At 36.9% G+C, this 16,097-nt stretch carries 12 protein-coding genes; 9 read left to right on the top strand and 3 right to left on the bottom strand.

What is annotated here, in order from left to right; translation table 11 throughout:
• The first annotated feature begins 130 nt into the window (after nucleotides 1–130).
• The 4 genes from MHI10_RS06005 to MHI10_RS05990 all read left to right on the top strand — a co-directional run bounded on the left by MHI10_RS06005 (nucleotide 131) and on the right by MHI10_RS05990 (nucleotide 7,359).
• Nucleotides 131–2,545 carry an EAL domain-containing protein gene (locus tag MHI10_RS06005; protein ID WP_340783825.1) on the top strand — a complete coding sequence of 805 codons (2,415 nt, stop codon included), beginning with the start codon at nucleotides 131–133 and terminating at the stop codon, nucleotides 2,543–2,545.
• Between the two features lie 338 nt (nucleotides 2,546–2,883).
• Nucleotides 2,884–5,007 carry a methyl-accepting chemotaxis protein gene (locus MHI10_RS06000; protein ID WP_340783824.1) on the top strand — a complete coding sequence of 708 codons (2,124 nt, stop codon included), beginning with the start codon at nucleotides 2,884–2,886 and terminating at the stop codon, nucleotides 5,005–5,007.
• A gap of 842 nt (nucleotides 5,008–5,849) precedes the next feature.
• A complete protein-coding gene (locus MHI10_RS05995; protein ID WP_340783822.1) occupies nucleotides 5,850–6,620 on the top strand; it encodes a glucose 1-dehydrogenase in 771 nt (256 codons plus the stop codon).
• A gap of 112 nt (nucleotides 6,621–6,732) precedes the next feature.
• Nucleotides 6,733–7,359 carry a class I SAM-dependent methyltransferase gene (locus MHI10_RS05990; protein WP_340783820.1) on the top strand — a complete coding sequence of 209 codons (627 nt, stop codon included), beginning with the start codon at nucleotides 6,733–6,735 and terminating at the stop codon, nucleotides 7,357–7,359.
• 382 nt (nucleotides 7,360–7,741) lie between these two features.
• Here the strand turns inward: MHI10_RS05990 and MHI10_RS05985 are convergent, their stop codons facing one another.
• Nucleotides 7,742–8,443, bottom strand: a complete 702-nt coding sequence (locus MHI10_RS05985) for a tetratricopeptide repeat protein (protein ID WP_340783817.1) — start codon at nucleotides 8,441–8,443, stop codon at nucleotides 7,742–7,744.
• Nucleotides 8,444–8,791: 348 nt separating this feature from the next.
• Here MHI10_RS05985 and MHI10_RS05980 point away from each other — a divergent pair, with 348 nt between their 5' ends.
• A complete protein-coding gene (locus MHI10_RS05980) occupies nucleotides 8,792–9,421 on the top strand; it encodes a hypothetical protein (RefSeq protein WP_340783816.1) in 630 nt (209 codons plus the stop codon).
• Nucleotides 9,422–9,444: 23 nt separating this feature from the next.
• Here the strand turns inward: MHI10_RS05980 and MHI10_RS05975 are convergent, their stop codons facing one another.
• The gene (locus MHI10_RS05975) at nucleotides 9,445–9,771 is read right to left on the bottom strand and encodes a heme oxygenase (RefSeq protein WP_340783815.1); all 327 of its coding nucleotides are present in this window, start codon (nucleotides 9,769–9,771) and stop codon (nucleotides 9,445–9,447) included.
• Between the two features lie 251 nt (nucleotides 9,772–10,022).
• Between MHI10_RS05975 and MHI10_RS05970 the strand changes: the two genes are divergently transcribed.
• From MHI10_RS05970 to MHI10_RS05955, 4 genes are all read left to right on the top strand, one after another.
• Nucleotides 10,023–11,468, top strand: a complete 1,446-nt coding sequence (locus MHI10_RS05970; protein WP_340783813.1) for a bifunctional metallophosphatase/5'-nucleotidase — start codon at nucleotides 10,023–10,025, stop codon at nucleotides 11,466–11,468.
• 129 nt (nucleotides 11,469–11,597) lie between these two features.
• Nucleotides 11,598–12,125 (top strand): hypothetical protein, encoded by a 528-nt coding sequence (locus MHI10_RS05965; protein ID WP_340783812.1) that lies wholly within the window; start codon nucleotides 11,598–11,600, stop codon nucleotides 12,123–12,125.
• A gap of 18 nt (nucleotides 12,126–12,143) precedes the next feature.
• On the top strand, nucleotides 12,144–13,697 hold the full coding sequence (locus MHI10_RS05960) for a flotillin family protein (RefSeq protein ID WP_340783810.1): 1,554 nt from the start codon (nucleotides 12,144–12,146) through the stop codon (nucleotides 13,695–13,697).
• A gap of 248 nt (nucleotides 13,698–13,945) precedes the next feature.
• Nucleotides 13,946–14,764 carry a pentapeptide repeat-containing protein gene (locus MHI10_RS05955; protein ID WP_340783808.1) on the top strand — a complete coding sequence of 273 codons (819 nt, stop codon included), beginning with the start codon at nucleotides 13,946–13,948 and terminating at the stop codon, nucleotides 14,762–14,764.
• A gap of 216 nt (nucleotides 14,765–14,980) precedes the next feature.
• Here MHI10_RS05955 and MHI10_RS05950 read toward each other — a convergent pair whose 3' ends face one another.
• Nucleotides 14,981–16,051, bottom strand: coding sequence for a branched-chain amino acid aminotransferase (locus MHI10_RS05950; RefSeq protein WP_340783806.1), 1,071 nt, complete (start codon nucleotides 16,049–16,051; stop codon nucleotides 14,981–14,983).
• Nucleotides 16,052–16,097: the final 46 nt, after the last annotated feature.

Below are 16,097 nucleotides of genomic sequence, written 5' to 3'. Positions count from 1 at the left end.
TGACTTTAAGAACAACATCCTTGTTCCTATTCCACCCCACACAGTTTAATTTTAAATATGTAATCCGTTGAGGTAAAATAGTCAAACAACAAGTTAACATTTTTATTACTATAAAAGGAGTCTTTTTCAATTGGAAGTAGTTTCGAGTACCTACCATTTACCTCTAGTATTATTTTCTGTTTTTATCGCCATTTTTGCCTCATTTGCTGCATTAGACTTAGGCATTCGAATAAATAAATCAAAAGGTTTCACCCGTTATATATGGCTTAGTGCGGGCGCATTTGTATTAGGGTTGGGCATATGGGTTATGCATTTTATTGCTATGCTTGCTTTCCATTTATCAATACCCGTCACTTACAATTTAATTTTAATTATCATTTCAATTTTCCCAGCTATTATTTCTTCAGCCATAACATTTTATATAATCATTAAACCTACTATGGGCACTATGAAAATCATATTAAGCGCCCTCTTTATTTCTATTGGAATTGTGTTAATGCACTATATATGCATGAGAGCAATGGAGATGGAAGCGACAATTGTATATAATTACTTATTTGGGCTTCTTACCGCTATCATCGCATTTATTACTTCTTTAGTAGCTTTATATTTATTGTTATTTGTAAGCCAAAATCAAAAAACAACACGAATGGCGTGGAAAAAAACAGGTGGTGCCCTAATTATGGGAATCGGGATTTCAGGCATTCACTATTCAGGTATGGCTGCAGCAAATTTTATATCCGATCACCAGCCTAACTTATCAGAAACAGTCGCTAATAGTACTTTTTTAGCTTATTGTATTGGATTTGGGATGCTCGTCATTTTAGCGGTTGTGTTTATTAGTATTTTTGTTTATAAAAAATTTGTGTCTCAATCTATTAAATCTGAAAGAAAGTTTCGCTCTGTTATAGAGTCTGCTACGGATGCTATTATTTTAGCCGATAGCAAGGGAACGATTATTTCATGGAATAACAGCGCTCAAAGTATTTTCGGCTATCATGAAAAGGAAGCTCTCGGCAAAAAGATACTGTTGATCATACCAGATAAATTTAGAGTGGCTCACCAAAAAGGGATAGAACGATATCTTGCCACTGGAATCCCACACGTAATCGGAAAAACGATTGAATTACAAGGTCTCCGAAAAGATGGCGAAGAATTTCCAATAGAACTTTCCATCGCCACTTGGCATGAAGATGGGAGTATTTACTTCAGTAGTATTATTCGAGATATTACAGAAAGAAAACAGGCAGAAAAAAAAATCAACCAAATGGTATATCGAGACCCTTTAACAGGATTGCCTAACCGACTCTTATTAAATGACCGACTTATACAAGCACTAGAAAAAGCACATGAAAATGAGCATGCTCTTGCTGTCATGTTTATCGATTTAGATCGTTTCAAAAATATTAATGACACGTTAGGACATGCCATAGGAGATCAATTATTAGTTGAAGTTGCAAAGCGAATTCAAAACTGTACGAGCCCAACAGATACAGTTAGTCGTCAAGGTGGAGATGAGTTTATTGTGCTCCTTACATGTACTACACCTGCTGAAGCTACTCAAACCGCTCAAAAAATAGTCAATTTATTTAGTCACGCGATCGAGTTAAATGAACATGAATTATTTGTAACACCATCGATTGGAATTGCCCTATACCCATCTGATGGTAAAGATATAGAGACTTTAATCAAAAATGCAGATACGGCTATGTATCGCGTAAAAGAAGAGGGAAAAAATAATTACCGCTTTTTCACACCCGATATGAATGAATTGATAACTAAAAAGATGACGCTCGAGATTGGATTGCGGAAAGCGTTAGAACGAAAAGAGTTTAGGATTGCTTATCAACCTCAAATCGATGTAAGTTCCTCAAAAGTAACGGGTGTTGAAGCATTAATTCGTTGGCACCATCACGAATGGGGCAATATTTCTCCAGCAGAATTTATTCCACTTGCAGAAGAAACTGGATTAATATTATCAATAGGAGAATGGATACTATATGAAGCGTGTTTACAAAACAAGACTTGGCAAAATGAGGGGTATCCACCTTTAAGAATGGCTGTAAATATTTCTTCTCGCCAATTCCAACAAAGTAATTTCGTTGAGATGGTACGTAAAATTTTATCTAAAACTGGACTTGATCCCAAGTACCTTGAATTTGAACTAACAGAAAGCATTATTCAAAATTCAAAACACGCGATTCTTACAATGCATCAGTTAAAAGAAATGGGCATTCATTTATCTATTGATGATTTTGGAACAGGTTATTCTTCCTTAAGCTATTTAAAAACGCTCCCTATCGATACATTAAAAATTGATCAGGCGTTTACAAAAAATATATTTACAGATCCAAAAGATGCTTCTCTTATGAGCACTATTATTAATATGGCTCATAACCTAGATTTAAATGTTGTTGCCGAAGGGGTTGAGACCCTAGAGCAATTACAATTCCTCCAACAAAGAAATTGTAACGAAGCACAAGGTTACTATTTTAGCCGACCACTATTTGCTGAAGAGCTAACTCATTTTTTTAAAGAACAATAATGAATATCTAAACAGTAGGGCACACAGTCATCATCGTGTGCTTTTGTTATATATTGTAAGATGATTTAAGTGGTCATTATTTTATCTCTATAGGCAATGAGAAAAGGACTAAATTTTTCTGATGTACTTATGGAGTTTTACAACCAAAATACATATAGCTAAGCGTCTTAAATGAATCTTTAGAACCAATAAACTCTTCTACCTCCCCTTTCCTCCCTTTAACCCTTTTTACCAAATTAATATAAATGTCCTACTTTTTTTCAAAAAACGCTAACAAATGATGTTAAACGCCCGATAATTAATAAAGTGGAAGTATAATTACAAAGGAGTAGTAGCATATGAAGAAACTTCAAACAAAAATGTTGCTTTTTATTTTAGTGCCAACCATTCTATTCTTTATCGGACTAGGTACTTATATTTCTCTTACAGTCCAGACAATGACCATAAATGAAGCGGAAGCAAGTCTAGAAACACATGGCGGCTTACTTGCCGAAGAACTTGGTCTTGAATTAGAAAAAAATATAGTAGCACTTCAAACATTATCACAGTCATTTGGTGGTCTACTTGAAAGCGGTGCAACTCTTTCACGAGATGACGCCAATACAATGATGCAACAATTACTAATTAGTAATCCGAACACACTGGCCTCATGGATGTTTTGGGAGCCGAATGCATTTGACGGAAAAGATGCAGAATATGCCAATACATTAGGACACGATGGGACAGGACGCTTCATTCCTATTTGGTCTCAAAATACGGATGGAACATTTGCCATCGAACCGGTAACAGATTACGAAGAGCCTAGTGAATTATGGGCGAGTTTGAAGGATGTATTAGATTCTGGCGACAATACAATCTTTGAACCTTTTATTTATGAAATCAATGACGAATCTGTTTACATCACATCGATTGTGGTTCCTGTTTTCGTAAACGGGAAGGCTGTTGGTTTAACAGCCGTGGATATGGAATTAGGGACATTGAATGAATTAGTGAGTCAGTTTACCTTTTATGACACTGGATTTGCCGGATTATTATCGAATGGTGGAACCGTTATTTCACATCAAAACAACGACCTCATCGGCAATAATTACTTCGATAGTAATGCTATGAACGGCGTGGCTAATGTGGAAGACGTTAAAAATGCAGTACACCAAGGGCAGCAACTCACGATTTCAGGTTTTTCAGAAGCTTCAAATAAAGATGTCTATCGCTTATATTCACCGATTTATGTCGGGGGCGTACAAACACCTTGGAGTGCACTATTAGTCGCTCCTCTCGATGAAGTAACGAAAGAGGCAAAAGCACTCTCTACGAAAATTCTCGTTAGTAGTTTCATCATTATCACAATTCTTGCACTCATTATCTATTTCGTAACAAGAAAAATAACACAAGTTATCCGTGCAACTGTTGGCTATGGACAAATCATGCAACAGGGAGACTTTACTCAAAAAATTTCAGACAAGTATTTAAAACGAAATGATGAGCTAGGTGAATTAGCTTCTATTTTCGCATCTATTAGTGACAATATGAAAAATTTAATTGGCAAAGTTCAAGAGAACGCCCAACTAGTAGATCAATCAGCCAATGCCGTTGATGTTCAAACAAATGAATCAACTCGTGCAGCGAATGAAGTAACAGCCGCAATTGAACAAGTGGCAGCCTCTGCTGAAGTTCAATTGCAAAGCGCTGAAGAAAGTGCAAAAGCGATGGAGGATATGGCCCATGGTGTTCAGGCGATTACACACGCAGCGGCAACTGTTTCCGATACAACGCAAAACATGATCAATCAAGCAAACAACGGCCAAGAAGTGATACAAAATGCCGTGCGACAAATGGATATCATCTCCCAAGGAACGTACGAAACAAAATCAGTAATTGACCATTTGGAATCTGAAGCCCATAAAATTCAAGCAATTATTTCTGTTATTACTACGATTTCAGAACAAACCAATTTATTGGCATTAAATGCGGCAATTGAAGCAGCACGTGCAGGTGAAGCCGGCAAAGGTTTTGCAGTTGTTGCTGATGAAGTACGAAAACTTGCCGATGAAACAAATGTCTCTGCCGCTGATATCCAAAAATTAATTGGCGCAATCCAAGAAGATACCGTAAAAGCAGTTGAATCTATGGATAGAAATGAAAACGGAGTAAATGAAGGAATTAAACGCATGCAGGAAGTAGATATCACATTCAAAGAAATTATTACTTCTGTTGAGTTGATTGTTAAAGAAGCAATCGAACTATCAGCAATTGCTGAAGAAATGTCAGCAGGTTCAGAAGAAATTGCTGCTGCCTCAGAAGAAATCGCAAATAGCGCTAAATCTGCTCATGGTCAAACACACCAAGTAGCAGCGGCGGCTGAACAACAACTCGCATCTATGGAAGAAATCGTCCAAAGTTCAGCTACCCTAAAATCATTATCAGAAGAACTCAACAAAGCGCTAAGTCAATTCAAGGCATAATATCCACAATAAAAGTAAGCTGATTCATAATTTGAATCAGCTTTTTTTACGCAAATAAATGGTGATTATTCATCAAAAATGAGTGAAATAATATAAAAACAAACGTATTTCTCTCCTCTCATAACGTTAAAAAATAAATTAGATAGACCAATAGACTCATACCATTTTTATTAAAAAGCTAAAAACAACCGCACCCCGATAAAAAAAACATATTTTATTCCATCTATTCTTCCCACGCGCATCGTTCTAACTCACTTGAAATGATTGTAATTCACCTCAACCTATCGTCTTCCCTATCATAAGGAATCACTTGATATCCTCACTGCTACGCCTATTTCATTCCTACAAAATAATCGTTGCGCTCTCTTCTTTTTTTACATTAAAACTTTAATTCCAACTTAAATTTACCGCAATTATTCGAATCGTCACTTTTGACATACAACATATTTTTAAATAAGCGCCAATTCGGGACTTTTACATCAATTTGACACATATTTTTAAATATGTAGTATAGCGATTTTGACAAATGGGCTTTTGAGCGTTTAAATACTTTTAGCAAAATAAATTCAGAAACTTTTTTGGGCATACAACGCATAAAATTTTACGGCTTTACCCATAATACAATTTTGCGCTACACATTCATTTGATTGCTCCACAAGAGATTAATCAAAAAATTTTATCAAACCCCTTCAATCGAATGCCCTATCAATTATGTCAAAATTAAGAACAAATTCTTTGACCATTGGAAAAGTCTATTGTATATTATTAATATAGTTTAATGTTAAACCATTTTAAATGTAGATTTTTTTACTAATAAACAAATTTTGAGGAGATGACATTTTATGATGTTAATGGAAGGTAAAGCTGGTTTAGTATCAGCTGCAGGATCAGGAATTGGACGTGCTAGTGCAATAGCTTTAGCAAAAGCTGGCGCAAAAGTAATGATTTCTGACGTAAATGAAGAAGCAGGTCTTGAAACAGTTAAATTAATCGAAGAATTCGGTGGCGTGGCAAAATTCTTTAAATGTAACGTTATGATTGAAGATGAAGTTAAAGCACTTGTTGACGAAACTGTAAACGCTTTCGGTAAATTAGATTTCGCACACAATAATGCTGGCGTAAACTTACAACGCACGAAAATCGGTGAAGCTGATTCGGATGCATGGGATAAAACAATCCAAATTACATTATACGGTACATTCTATAGCATGAAACACCAAGTAAATGCAATGTTGAAAAATGGTGGCGGCTCGATCGTCAACACAGCTTCAGGTGCTGGAATTGAAGGCGCAGTAAACATGGCTGCTTATGTAGCTTCAAAACATGCCGTAGTTGGAATTACGAAAAGTACTGCATTAGAATATGGTAAAGATAAAATTCGTGTAAACGCAATTGCACCAGGTTCTACTGTTACACCAGCAATCGAACGTTGGGCAGAAACTTCACCAGAGCAATATAACGCAGTATTAAAAGCGATGCCTTCAGGTGAAATGACAAGAGCTGAAGACCAAGCGAACGCTGTATTATTCTTATGCTCAGACTTATCTACACAAATCAGCGGTGTAACACTACCAGTTGATGGTGGCTATACAGCAGGTAAATTACCTCTATAATAGTTGTTTATACTCTCCAATACTTCCTACACTGAATGGTGTTGGAGGTATTGGTTTTTTTATTCCAAAGGATCTTTGACAAACATTATGAATTTTTAAAGGAGATAGATATATGACTGAGTTTTGGGAATCAAGCTTTATAGAAAATCAAATGATGTGGGGATTTGAACCTTCAGACTCCGCTATCTTGGCAAAGGATTTCTTTCTTGAGAAGAATGTGAAGGATATTTTAATTCCTGGCATTGGCTATGGTAGAAATGCAAAAGTCTTTATGGATAATGGAATCAAGGTTTCAGGAATCGAAATTTCAAATACAGCGATTGAATTGGCAAGGGAAAATGGGCTAAATTTGAGTATTTTCCATGGTTCCGTAACGGATATGCCTTTCGAGAACAAGCTTTATGATGGCATATTTTGTTATGCGCTGATCCATTTATTGAATCGTGAGGAGCGAGCGAAACTGATTAATGATTGCTATAATCAGTTAAAGCCAAATGGATATATGATTTTTACTACGATTTCAAAAGAAGCCCCTATGTTTGGAAAAGGCAAACAACTCGAAAAGGACTATTTTGAAATTATGGATGGGTTAAAAATGTTTTTTTATGATTTTGATTCAGTCAAACAAGAGTTTGGCAAACATGGACTAATCGATCATTCAACAATTACCGAGCCCCATAAAAATATGGACAGTAAACCCCCCTTTAAATTTATCTTGGTCAAATGTCAAAAGAAATGATATAATCAATCGCTTACTTTTCAATATATATATGTTGAACTTATGAAACTAACATCCCATTAGAATGAAAATCTGACTAAGGATACGTCGCCTCCCACGGCAGCGACGCACTCGATTGAGTAGGATCTTTTAGAACCAAAAACTTTATACAAGGCTGGCCTTGCTACATGCACACACAGATAAGTCGTACGGATTTGTGCAAACATTGTCTGTGCGCCTCATGTGCTTAGCCAGCCTAAACTAGCAAATACTTTATTAGAAGCTTTATTAAAATATTTACATCATAAGGATAGAATCTTTTGTTTAACTTATATGATTAAAAGTAAAAATGCCGTTTCAATTAAGATGACACGGCATTTCGCATTGAAAAATTCCACAGTAATTAGTTAAATATGTATTCCTTCATATTTTCGACAGTTGTATCAATACCATTTTTCAAGGATTTTTGATCCGCACGACAATATTTTTCTGCATCTTCCAAAGCAATGAGTGCACCTTCTAAAAATGACTCTTGCTGCAAGTCTTTATACAGCTGTGTTAAAATCAGTGCCTTATTCCAATACCAACGTGCATTTTCAGGGTCTAGCTCAATCGCACGTTCAATATAAATCATCGCTTCAAATGGCGACCAATTAAATCGATTCATTGTTTGACCTACGATGCCATAAAATACAGCTTTATTTGGATTATGTTTTACTGCTTGTAAAAAGCAATGCACACTTTCATCATAATGATGGGCCATTAAAAAAAGCTGTCCTTGTACAAAAAAGGACTGTGCTTTGCGCTCATCATCTGCTTCTGTCGCATCTTTTTCAAGTTGTTTAATGCGAAGTGTAAACGACTCCTCCTCCTTAATCGAACGGATTTCCTCTACTTCATCTAATTCTTCGTAAGATTCATTACTACGCTCAATACTTTGCGGTACTTTTTTTACTGTTGCTGGGAATTTATCATATTCATACTGCTCAAATAATTGAAGTAATTGTTGGGAAATTATTTCTTCTTTTTCATCTTCATTTTTTTTCGCGGCTTCATAGCAAGCTAAAAACTGGCCATTATAAAAAAAGTTTTCAATCTTTGACATGTCGACTCCCCCTACCTTTTTCATTAATTATTATACATGATTTATTATTGTAAAATCATGTTCCCTATCATTGACCTTGCAAAATGAGCAATTATTAACACAAAATTCGTTAAAATAAAATTACTGCCTCGTACTCAAAAAAATCCCCATCGATTCCCTCAAAATATGTTTAGTTAAAATTTCTCACTTATAACGACAACTTCATTAGATTAATAGGTTTTTACTTGATTATTTTCACAATTGGAGTACACTAACATCATAGATTTTTAATATAAATCTATTTTATGTAAAATCGTGCGCAATGAGTTTCCTTCAATTTAACTACAAATAAAAGAGGTGTTTCTTTCTATGTATCTTACAGTAACAGCAGAACGTAGCCTTTTCTTTGTTGAGGAACATCATGTCGAGAATTTTAAGAAAATGGCAAAAAAGATGGAGAATTTCATCACATTATCGCAAACTGGCGCATTGAATCTTGAAGAAACATGGCTAACGGCATTTAATATTTGGGTATTATTGCAACCAGATGATGAACTTATTATCCAATCTTTTGATAAAACTTTATACTATTCAACGAACCACATTATTATTACTGCACTAACAAATGACTATCAATTTAATTTTATACGTACACACCCAAAATCGACTCCTGAGCTTATTTATACTGCGACAATCTTTTTAACGATGGCATTAAATAGTTGGTATTTGAAATTATTAACCGACAATCATCTAAATGACATTGCTGAACGCATGCTCCATCAAATTTATTTCGAATCTCATCTTGGTGAAGAGGATATGGTTCACTTGTTTATTAATGATCAAGCCCGCGTCGTAAAAGTTTTAGTGTATGAATTATCGCATGCCAATACATTCGAACGCATAATCAAAAGTGCCTGTGATGATGCGAGATTCATTTATAACGACACCTTTCAAAGCCGACAAATAAATAATTCCATTTTAAGTAAAAGCCCACTGTGATCTCCACAGCGGGCTTTCGTTCTTTATTTTGAAACAGATGCAGCTACTTCAGCAACGACAATTTGTGCACCTAGCATTGGTGATTCTGCTTGCTCACCATGTGCACCAGCAGCTGGTCGCTTATGCGATTCTTTAAATGCATCGCTTTCACGCCAAGCCTCAAAGTTTTCCTTTGTCGCCCAATACATAACAACACTCATTTCATCATACTCTTCAAACTGTGTTGAAACTAAAACATCTACCTTTTCAAATCCTTCAAATTGTTGTAAAGGACCTGGTTTGACAAAGTTTGGTGCCAGTTTCATCGCCATGCCTTTTTTCACTTTTATACGGTTCGTTACAGTAATCATTTTGCCATCTCCCTCAAAACTAATATTTTCTATCGGTAGAAAAACACACTTTGTAGCAACATTCGCAACGTCATGCCTTTCCTATGTAGATTCCTTAAATCTTATACTACAAATCCACTAAACAATTTTATTTAATCACTTTCGTTGCACACATGCAATTAATAACTGTTCGCAATTATCTTACAACAATCCTTTTCTTGCAAGAACACGTTATAATAGCCATATGAAATTACGTTACGAGGGAGTTTATAATGAAGTTTTCAATTATTGCAACAAGTGATATTCACGGACATACCGAACGCTTTTCACAACTGGCAAAAATGATTCAAAAGGAAAATCCTGCGTTATTAATTGATAACGGCGATTTTTTACAAGGCAGTCATTTAAGCTATTACTATGAACAAATCAAAAAAGAAATTCATCCGCAAATCACGTTGGCAAACGAAATGCACTATGATGTCGCAATTTTTGGCAATCATGAATTTAATTATCCAATAGACGAAATCGAAAAGATGAGAAAAGCTTGTCATTTCCCATGGATTGCGGCAAATATTCAAGATTTTGCACAGCCTTATTTCATTAAAGAAGTACATGGCATTCGAATTGCTGTCATCGGGGTTGTGACACATTTTGTATCGCAATGGGATGAAGAAGGTTTTACTGCATCGTTATGTTTCGAAAATGCATTAGCAAGCGCAAAAAGAACCGTGCAACATGTTCGAACACATGAAAATGTACAACTTGTTATTTTAAGTTACCACGGAGGCTTTGAGCGGGATTTACATACGGGGCATCAAATCGATTTAGAAGTTGGCGAAAATCAAGGCTATGAAATGCTGCAACAATTCGACGGCATCGATATTTTTATTACGGGGCACCAGCATTTAGAAATCGCGACAACAGTGAATGGTGTTTCGGTCGTGCAGCCCGGTGCAAATGCCCATTGTTTTGCTCAAATTACGGTAACAATTGAGGATGATAAAATAACGCATTCACCTGAACTCATCTATGTAGACGATTCCATTCAACAACAAACTTTTGAAAAATTTATTCAATGGAAAAATACTCAGATTGGTAACAGTAAAATCGATTTATCGTATTTTGATTTCTTCTCCCCTAGGTTCCAAAGCATTCCGTATACACAACTCATCCATCAAATGCAATTACATTATACCGGTGCGCAGCTTTCCGTAACGGAGCTTCCCTATCATTCAATAGGTGGGTTTCCGGAAAATATCCGCAACGGTGATGTGCTCCATAACTTACCACGCGCGAACTATTTAAAAGTGATTGCATTAACTGGGGCAGAAATTAAAGAAGCACTAGAATTATGTGCAGCGGTATTTGCAATAAATGATGCAAATGAAATTGATTTTAGTTCGATGGTTCATTCCCCCGATCCTCAGCCTTACACGTATGATTGCTGGGGCGGGCTCGATTATGAATTAACCATTGCTCAAGCTGTTGGCCAACGTGTTACAAAACTGCATTATCAAGGACGGAAAATCCAGCCAGATGATGTTTTTGAAGTAGCTGTTAATAGTTACCGTGCTACCGGTTCCCACCAGTTTACGATGATGAAAAAACAGGCGATTCGAGAAGTCACTACGATTATTCCTCAATTAATGATGCGCTATATTCAGGAGCAAAGCCCATTGGAAATTACACTGGCGAGCTCTTTCCAAGTTCGAAAATAATATATGCTGATTGTAATGATGTTGTCCTATTTTATGACAACATCTTTTTTTAGTTAATTTCAATCTTTCTGAAACTTTTTACAATCCCATCCGTAAATGGTAGTACATACAAAATGAGGGGGTGTTTACATGCTGTTTGGATTTTCAATAGAGCTCATTTATTTGACCATTTTAATCGGAATCGGCTGTCTCACGGTTGTTTATTTACTTTTTGCAGACGTCGCGGATGGTGCGCTTGATGGTATACCCTTTTTGGATCCCGCTGTTATTTTATCCTTTATTACATTAATTTCAGCTGCAGGCTATTTATTCGAACGCTTTTTCTCTTTTTCAAGCGGAGTAAATCTCATCATTGCAATCATCATTGCGTGTATCTTTACTGCACTCATTTACTATTTTTTACTCGTTCCACTACGCTCTGCCGAAGTTTCTCTCGCCTATACAGATGAGTCTTTAGAGGGGCAAGTCGGGAAAATAATCGTTCCTGTACCGCTAAATGGTTTCGGGGAAATGGTGATTGAATCTGTCAATGGCATTATTTCCAAACGTACTGCTAGCTATCATGGTGTTGAAATTCCGTATGACACGCAAGTATTAATTATTGAAATGAAGGATGGCACGGCTTTTGTAGCAATTTATGAAAAAGAAGGTTTCTAAATTAGAGGAGGATTTTTTATGAATAGTTTATTTATCGTAATTGGCGTTGTCGTATTTTTAGTTTTAGCAATCGTTGCCGTTTATGTAACAAAATATCGTACTGCAGGACCAGATGAGGCATTAATCGTGACAGGAAGCTATTTAGGTTCCAAAAATGTACATACCGACGAATCCGGTAACCGCATTAAAATTATTCGCGGTGGTGGTGCATTCATTTATCCTGTGTTCCAACAAGCACAACCATTAAGTTTACTATCTAGTAAGCTCGATGTGACAACTCCTGAAGTGTATACAGAACAAGGCGTTCCGGTAATGGCAGATGGAACAGCCATTATTAAAATTGGTGGCTCCATCTCTGAAATTGCTACTGCTGCTGAACAATTTTTAGGAAAAGCAAAACAAGAACGTGAAGCTGAAGCACGCGAAGTATTAGAAGGTCACCTACGTTCGATTTTAGGTTCAATGACAGTGGAGGAAATTTACAAAAACCGCGATAAATTCTCTCAGGAAGTACAACGCGTTGCATCTCAAGATTTAGCAAAAATGGGCTTAATTATCGTTTCCTTTACAATTAAAGATGTGCGCGATAAAAATGGGTACTTAGAATCTCTTGGTAAACCACGTATTGCTCAAGTGAAGCGTGATGCAGATATCGCCACTGCCGAAGCGGATAAAGAAACACGTATTAAACGCGCTCAAGCTGCTCAAGAAGCGCAACAAGCTGAGTTAGCACGCGCTACTGAAATTGCTGAGGCAGAAAAAGATAACCAATTAAAAGTTGCCGAATACCGACGCGAGCAAGATATCGCTAAAGCACGAGCGGACCAAGCGTATGAACTTGAATCAGCACGTGCGAAACAGGAAGTAACCGAGCAAGAAATGCAAGTTCAAATTATAGAACGCCAAAAGCAAATTGAACTTGAAGAACGTGAAATTTTACGTCGTGAAAAGCAATATGATTCTGAAGTGAAGAAAAAAGCGGATGCGGAGCGCTATGCTGTTGAACAACGTGCCAGCGCGGAAAAAATGAAGCAATTTGCGGAAGCTGATGCGGAAAAATACCGCGTTGAGACACAAGCACAAGCACAGGCAGAGCGCATTCGTTTAGATGGTATTGCTAAAGCGGATGCCGAACGCGCACAAGGTACTGCGGAAGCAGAAATTATTCGCCTACGTGGTCTTGCAGAAGCCGAAGCGAAACAAAAAATTGCCGAAGCATTCGAGCAATACGGTCAAGCAGCGATTTTAGATATGGTTGTGAAGATGATGCCTGAATATGCAAAAGAAATTGCTAGTCCACTTGCGAATATCGATAAGCTTACAGTAATTGATACAGGTAGTGGTGAAGGCGGTGGCGGTGCCAATAAAGTGACATCATATGCAACGAACCTCATGTCAACTTTGCAAGAAACACTGAAAGAAACATCTGGGCTTGATGTAAAAGAGCTAATTGAAAGTTATGCAGGTAAACATACGCTACGTCCGGAACTAGAGCAAATTGCTATGGGTCTTGAGAAAAAGCACACACCTGTAACAGTTGATGAAGAAGTAAAAGAAACAGTCGAGCAATAGTGGGAACAGCTACCTGGTGCTTTCGTATCGGTTAGTCTAGTAAAGATCAAATTGAATCGTATATAGGGAATACATCACGAAAAATTAGATTCAAAAAAGTCCAATTTATTTCTGGTGTCCTAATTATAATTGCGTTTATAATAAAACAAGCAGGTAGTTTCTTCCACTATCTGTTTGTTTTTTATTTTACTTATTTAGTTATCGTAGCAAGTTCATCTTACTAACCGTTCATAAAGGATGTGTAATTCGTGTCTACTCAAAAATTAAAAAACTTACGCGCTGATTGTGGCAATTGTTTCGGTTTATGTTGTGTCGCCCTCCCCTATGCTAAGTCTGCTGATTTTGCTTTTAATAAGGACAGTGGGACACCTTGTAAAAACTTAAACGCCGATTATCGTTGCAATATCCATCAAAAATTAAGAATAGAAGGCTTTCGAGGATGCACTGTATATGAATGCTTTGGCGCCGGTCAAAAGGTTTCCAAAATAACGTACAAGCAAAACAGTTGGCGAAATAATCTGGATATTGCAAACGAAATGTTTGATGTATTTCCTATTATGCAACAGTTACATGAAATGCTTTACTACTTAGATGAAGCACTTCATTTGAAAGAAGCGCAGCCGCTGTACAAAGATTTACAAGAAGCGATTGCACAAACCGAACAGCTTACAAATTTAAGTCCACAGCAGCTCTTACAGCTTAATATTAAAGCTCATAGAGATGGAATTAATCAATTGCTTTTACAAACAAGTGAGCGCGTTCGGGCAAATGTTAAAAACAATAAAAATCCTGCTAAACATATGACGCGAACAGACTTTATCGGGGCTAAATTAAAAGGAATGGACCTTAGAGGGATGAATTTAAGGGGTGCATTACTTATAGCCGCTGACCTCCGAAATAGCGATATGAGAATAGCAGATTTTATCGGGGCGGATTTACGCGACGCGAATTTAAGTGGGGCTAATCTGTTAGGTAGTATTTTTCTCACGCAAGCACAAATAAACGCCGCTAATGGCGACCGGAATACCGTATTACCTCCTCATTTTAGCGTACCTGAACATTGGTGAATTTAAACATTACGTATCTATAAAACAAAGCAAGCAAGTAGTTTTTTATCACTACCTGCTTGCTTTTCATATCACTGCAATTAATCAATTATGCCTTGGCATAATTGCGTCTGGAATCGGCTTTGTGCTTGCACAAAAAACTCCTTTCCGATTCAATGACATACCGCCGGAGGCTTAACTTAATATAGCGGATGTCTAGACATCCGCTATATTAAGTTATAGTTTAATCGTCCAACCAAATGGATCTTCCATTGTGCCGTATTGGATGCTTGTTAATGTATCATAAAGCATTTGTGTTACTTCACCGATTTGTCCATCATTAATTGTTAAGATTTCATCTAGCCACTTAAATTCTCCTACTGGTGAAATGACTGCTGCTGTACCCGTTCCAAATGCTTCTTCTAATGTCCCATTTTTCGCAGCTTCTACAATTTCAGCAAACTCAATCGCACGCTCTTCGATTGGGATATTTTTTGATTTTAATACGTTAATCATCGAATCTCGCGTAATCCCAGATAAAATACTACCATTAAGTGCTGGTGTAATAACCTTCCCTGCAATTTTAAAGAAGATGTTCATACTCCCAACTTCTTCAACATATTTATTTTCTTTCCCATCTAACCATAGCGTTTGAGAATAACCTTGCTGACTAGCAATCTCTGAACCTTTTAAGCTACTTGCATAGTTTCCTGCCGTTTTTGCTTCTCCTGTACCGCCAACAACTGCACGGACATAGTGTTGTTCCACTAAAATTTTCACGGGATTGATGCCCTCTTTATAATACGAGCCTACTGGTGACATAATAATAATAAATTTATAGTGCTTCGAAGGATTCACACCTAAGTAAGGCTCTATCGCAATAATAAATGGACGAATATATAAAGATGTGCCTGGTGCAGTTGGGATCCAATCGCGATCCACACGAATGAGTTCCTTCAATGCTTCTAATGCAAATTCCTCGTCAATTTTAGGAATGCAAAGACGATCATTGGATGCGTTTAAACGCTTGAAGTTACGATCTGGACGGAATAAATGAATCTCACCTGAAGCCGTTGCATATGCTTTTAATCCTTCAAATACCGCTTGGCCGTAATGGAATACCATAGCAGCTGGGCTTAATTCTAGCGGCTGATAAGGTGAAATTTTTGCATTGTGCCAGCCCTTGCCCTCTTCATAATCCATCACAAACATATGATCTGTAAACACTTGTCCGAAACCGAGCTGATCGGCTTCGATTTTGTCTTTTTTATTGGCTGTTAGCTCTGTTGTAATTTGGTATGTCGTCATGTCCATTGCTCCTTAACAAAAAATTAAACTTGATACACTCTATCAT

Origin of the sequence: Solibacillus sp. FSL K6-1523 (assembly GCF_038005225.1) — a bacterium.
Classification (GTDB): Bacteria; Bacillota; Bacilli; order Bacillales_A; family Planococcaceae; genus Solibacillus.
This window is presented reverse-complemented; position numbering and strand designations above follow the sequence as displayed.

Bases quoted from the DNA above. Each gene is read 5' to 3' on its own strand.
- MHI10_RS06000 (WP_340783824.1), top strand. From the start codon at position 2,884: ATGAAGAAACTTCAAACAAAAATGTTGCTTTTTATTTTAGTGCCAACC.
- MHI10_RS05995 (WP_340783822.1), top strand. From the start codon at position 5,850: ATGATGTTAATGGAAGGTAAAGCTGGTTTAGTATCAGCTGCAGGATCA.
- MHI10_RS05990 (WP_340783820.1), top strand. From the start codon at position 6,733: ATGACTGAGTTTTGGGAATCAAGCTTTATAGAAAATCAAATGATGTGG.
- MHI10_RS05985 (WP_340783817.1), bottom strand. From the start codon at position 8,443: ATGTCAAAGATTGAAAACTTTTTTTATAATGGCCAGTTTTTAGCTTGC.
- MHI10_RS05980 (WP_340783816.1), top strand. From the start codon at position 8,792: ATGTATCTTACAGTAACAGCAGAACGTAGCCTTTTCTTTGTTGAGGAA.
- MHI10_RS05975 (WP_340783815.1), bottom strand. From the start codon at position 9,771: ATGATTACTGTAACGAACCGTATAAAAGTGAAAAAAGGCATGGCGATG.
- MHI10_RS05970 (WP_340783813.1), top strand. From the start codon at position 10,023: ATGAAGTTTTCAATTATTGCAACAAGTGATATTCACGGACATACCGAA.
- MHI10_RS05965 (WP_340783812.1), top strand. From the start codon at position 11,598: ATGCTGTTTGGATTTTCAATAGAGCTCATTTATTTGACCATTTTAATC.
- MHI10_RS05960 (WP_340783810.1), top strand. From the start codon at position 12,144: ATGAATAGTTTATTTATCGTAATTGGCGTTGTCGTATTTTTAGTTTTA.
- MHI10_RS05950 (WP_340783806.1), bottom strand. From the start codon at position 16,051: ATGACGACATACCAAATTACAACAGAGCTAACAGCCAATAAAAAAGAC.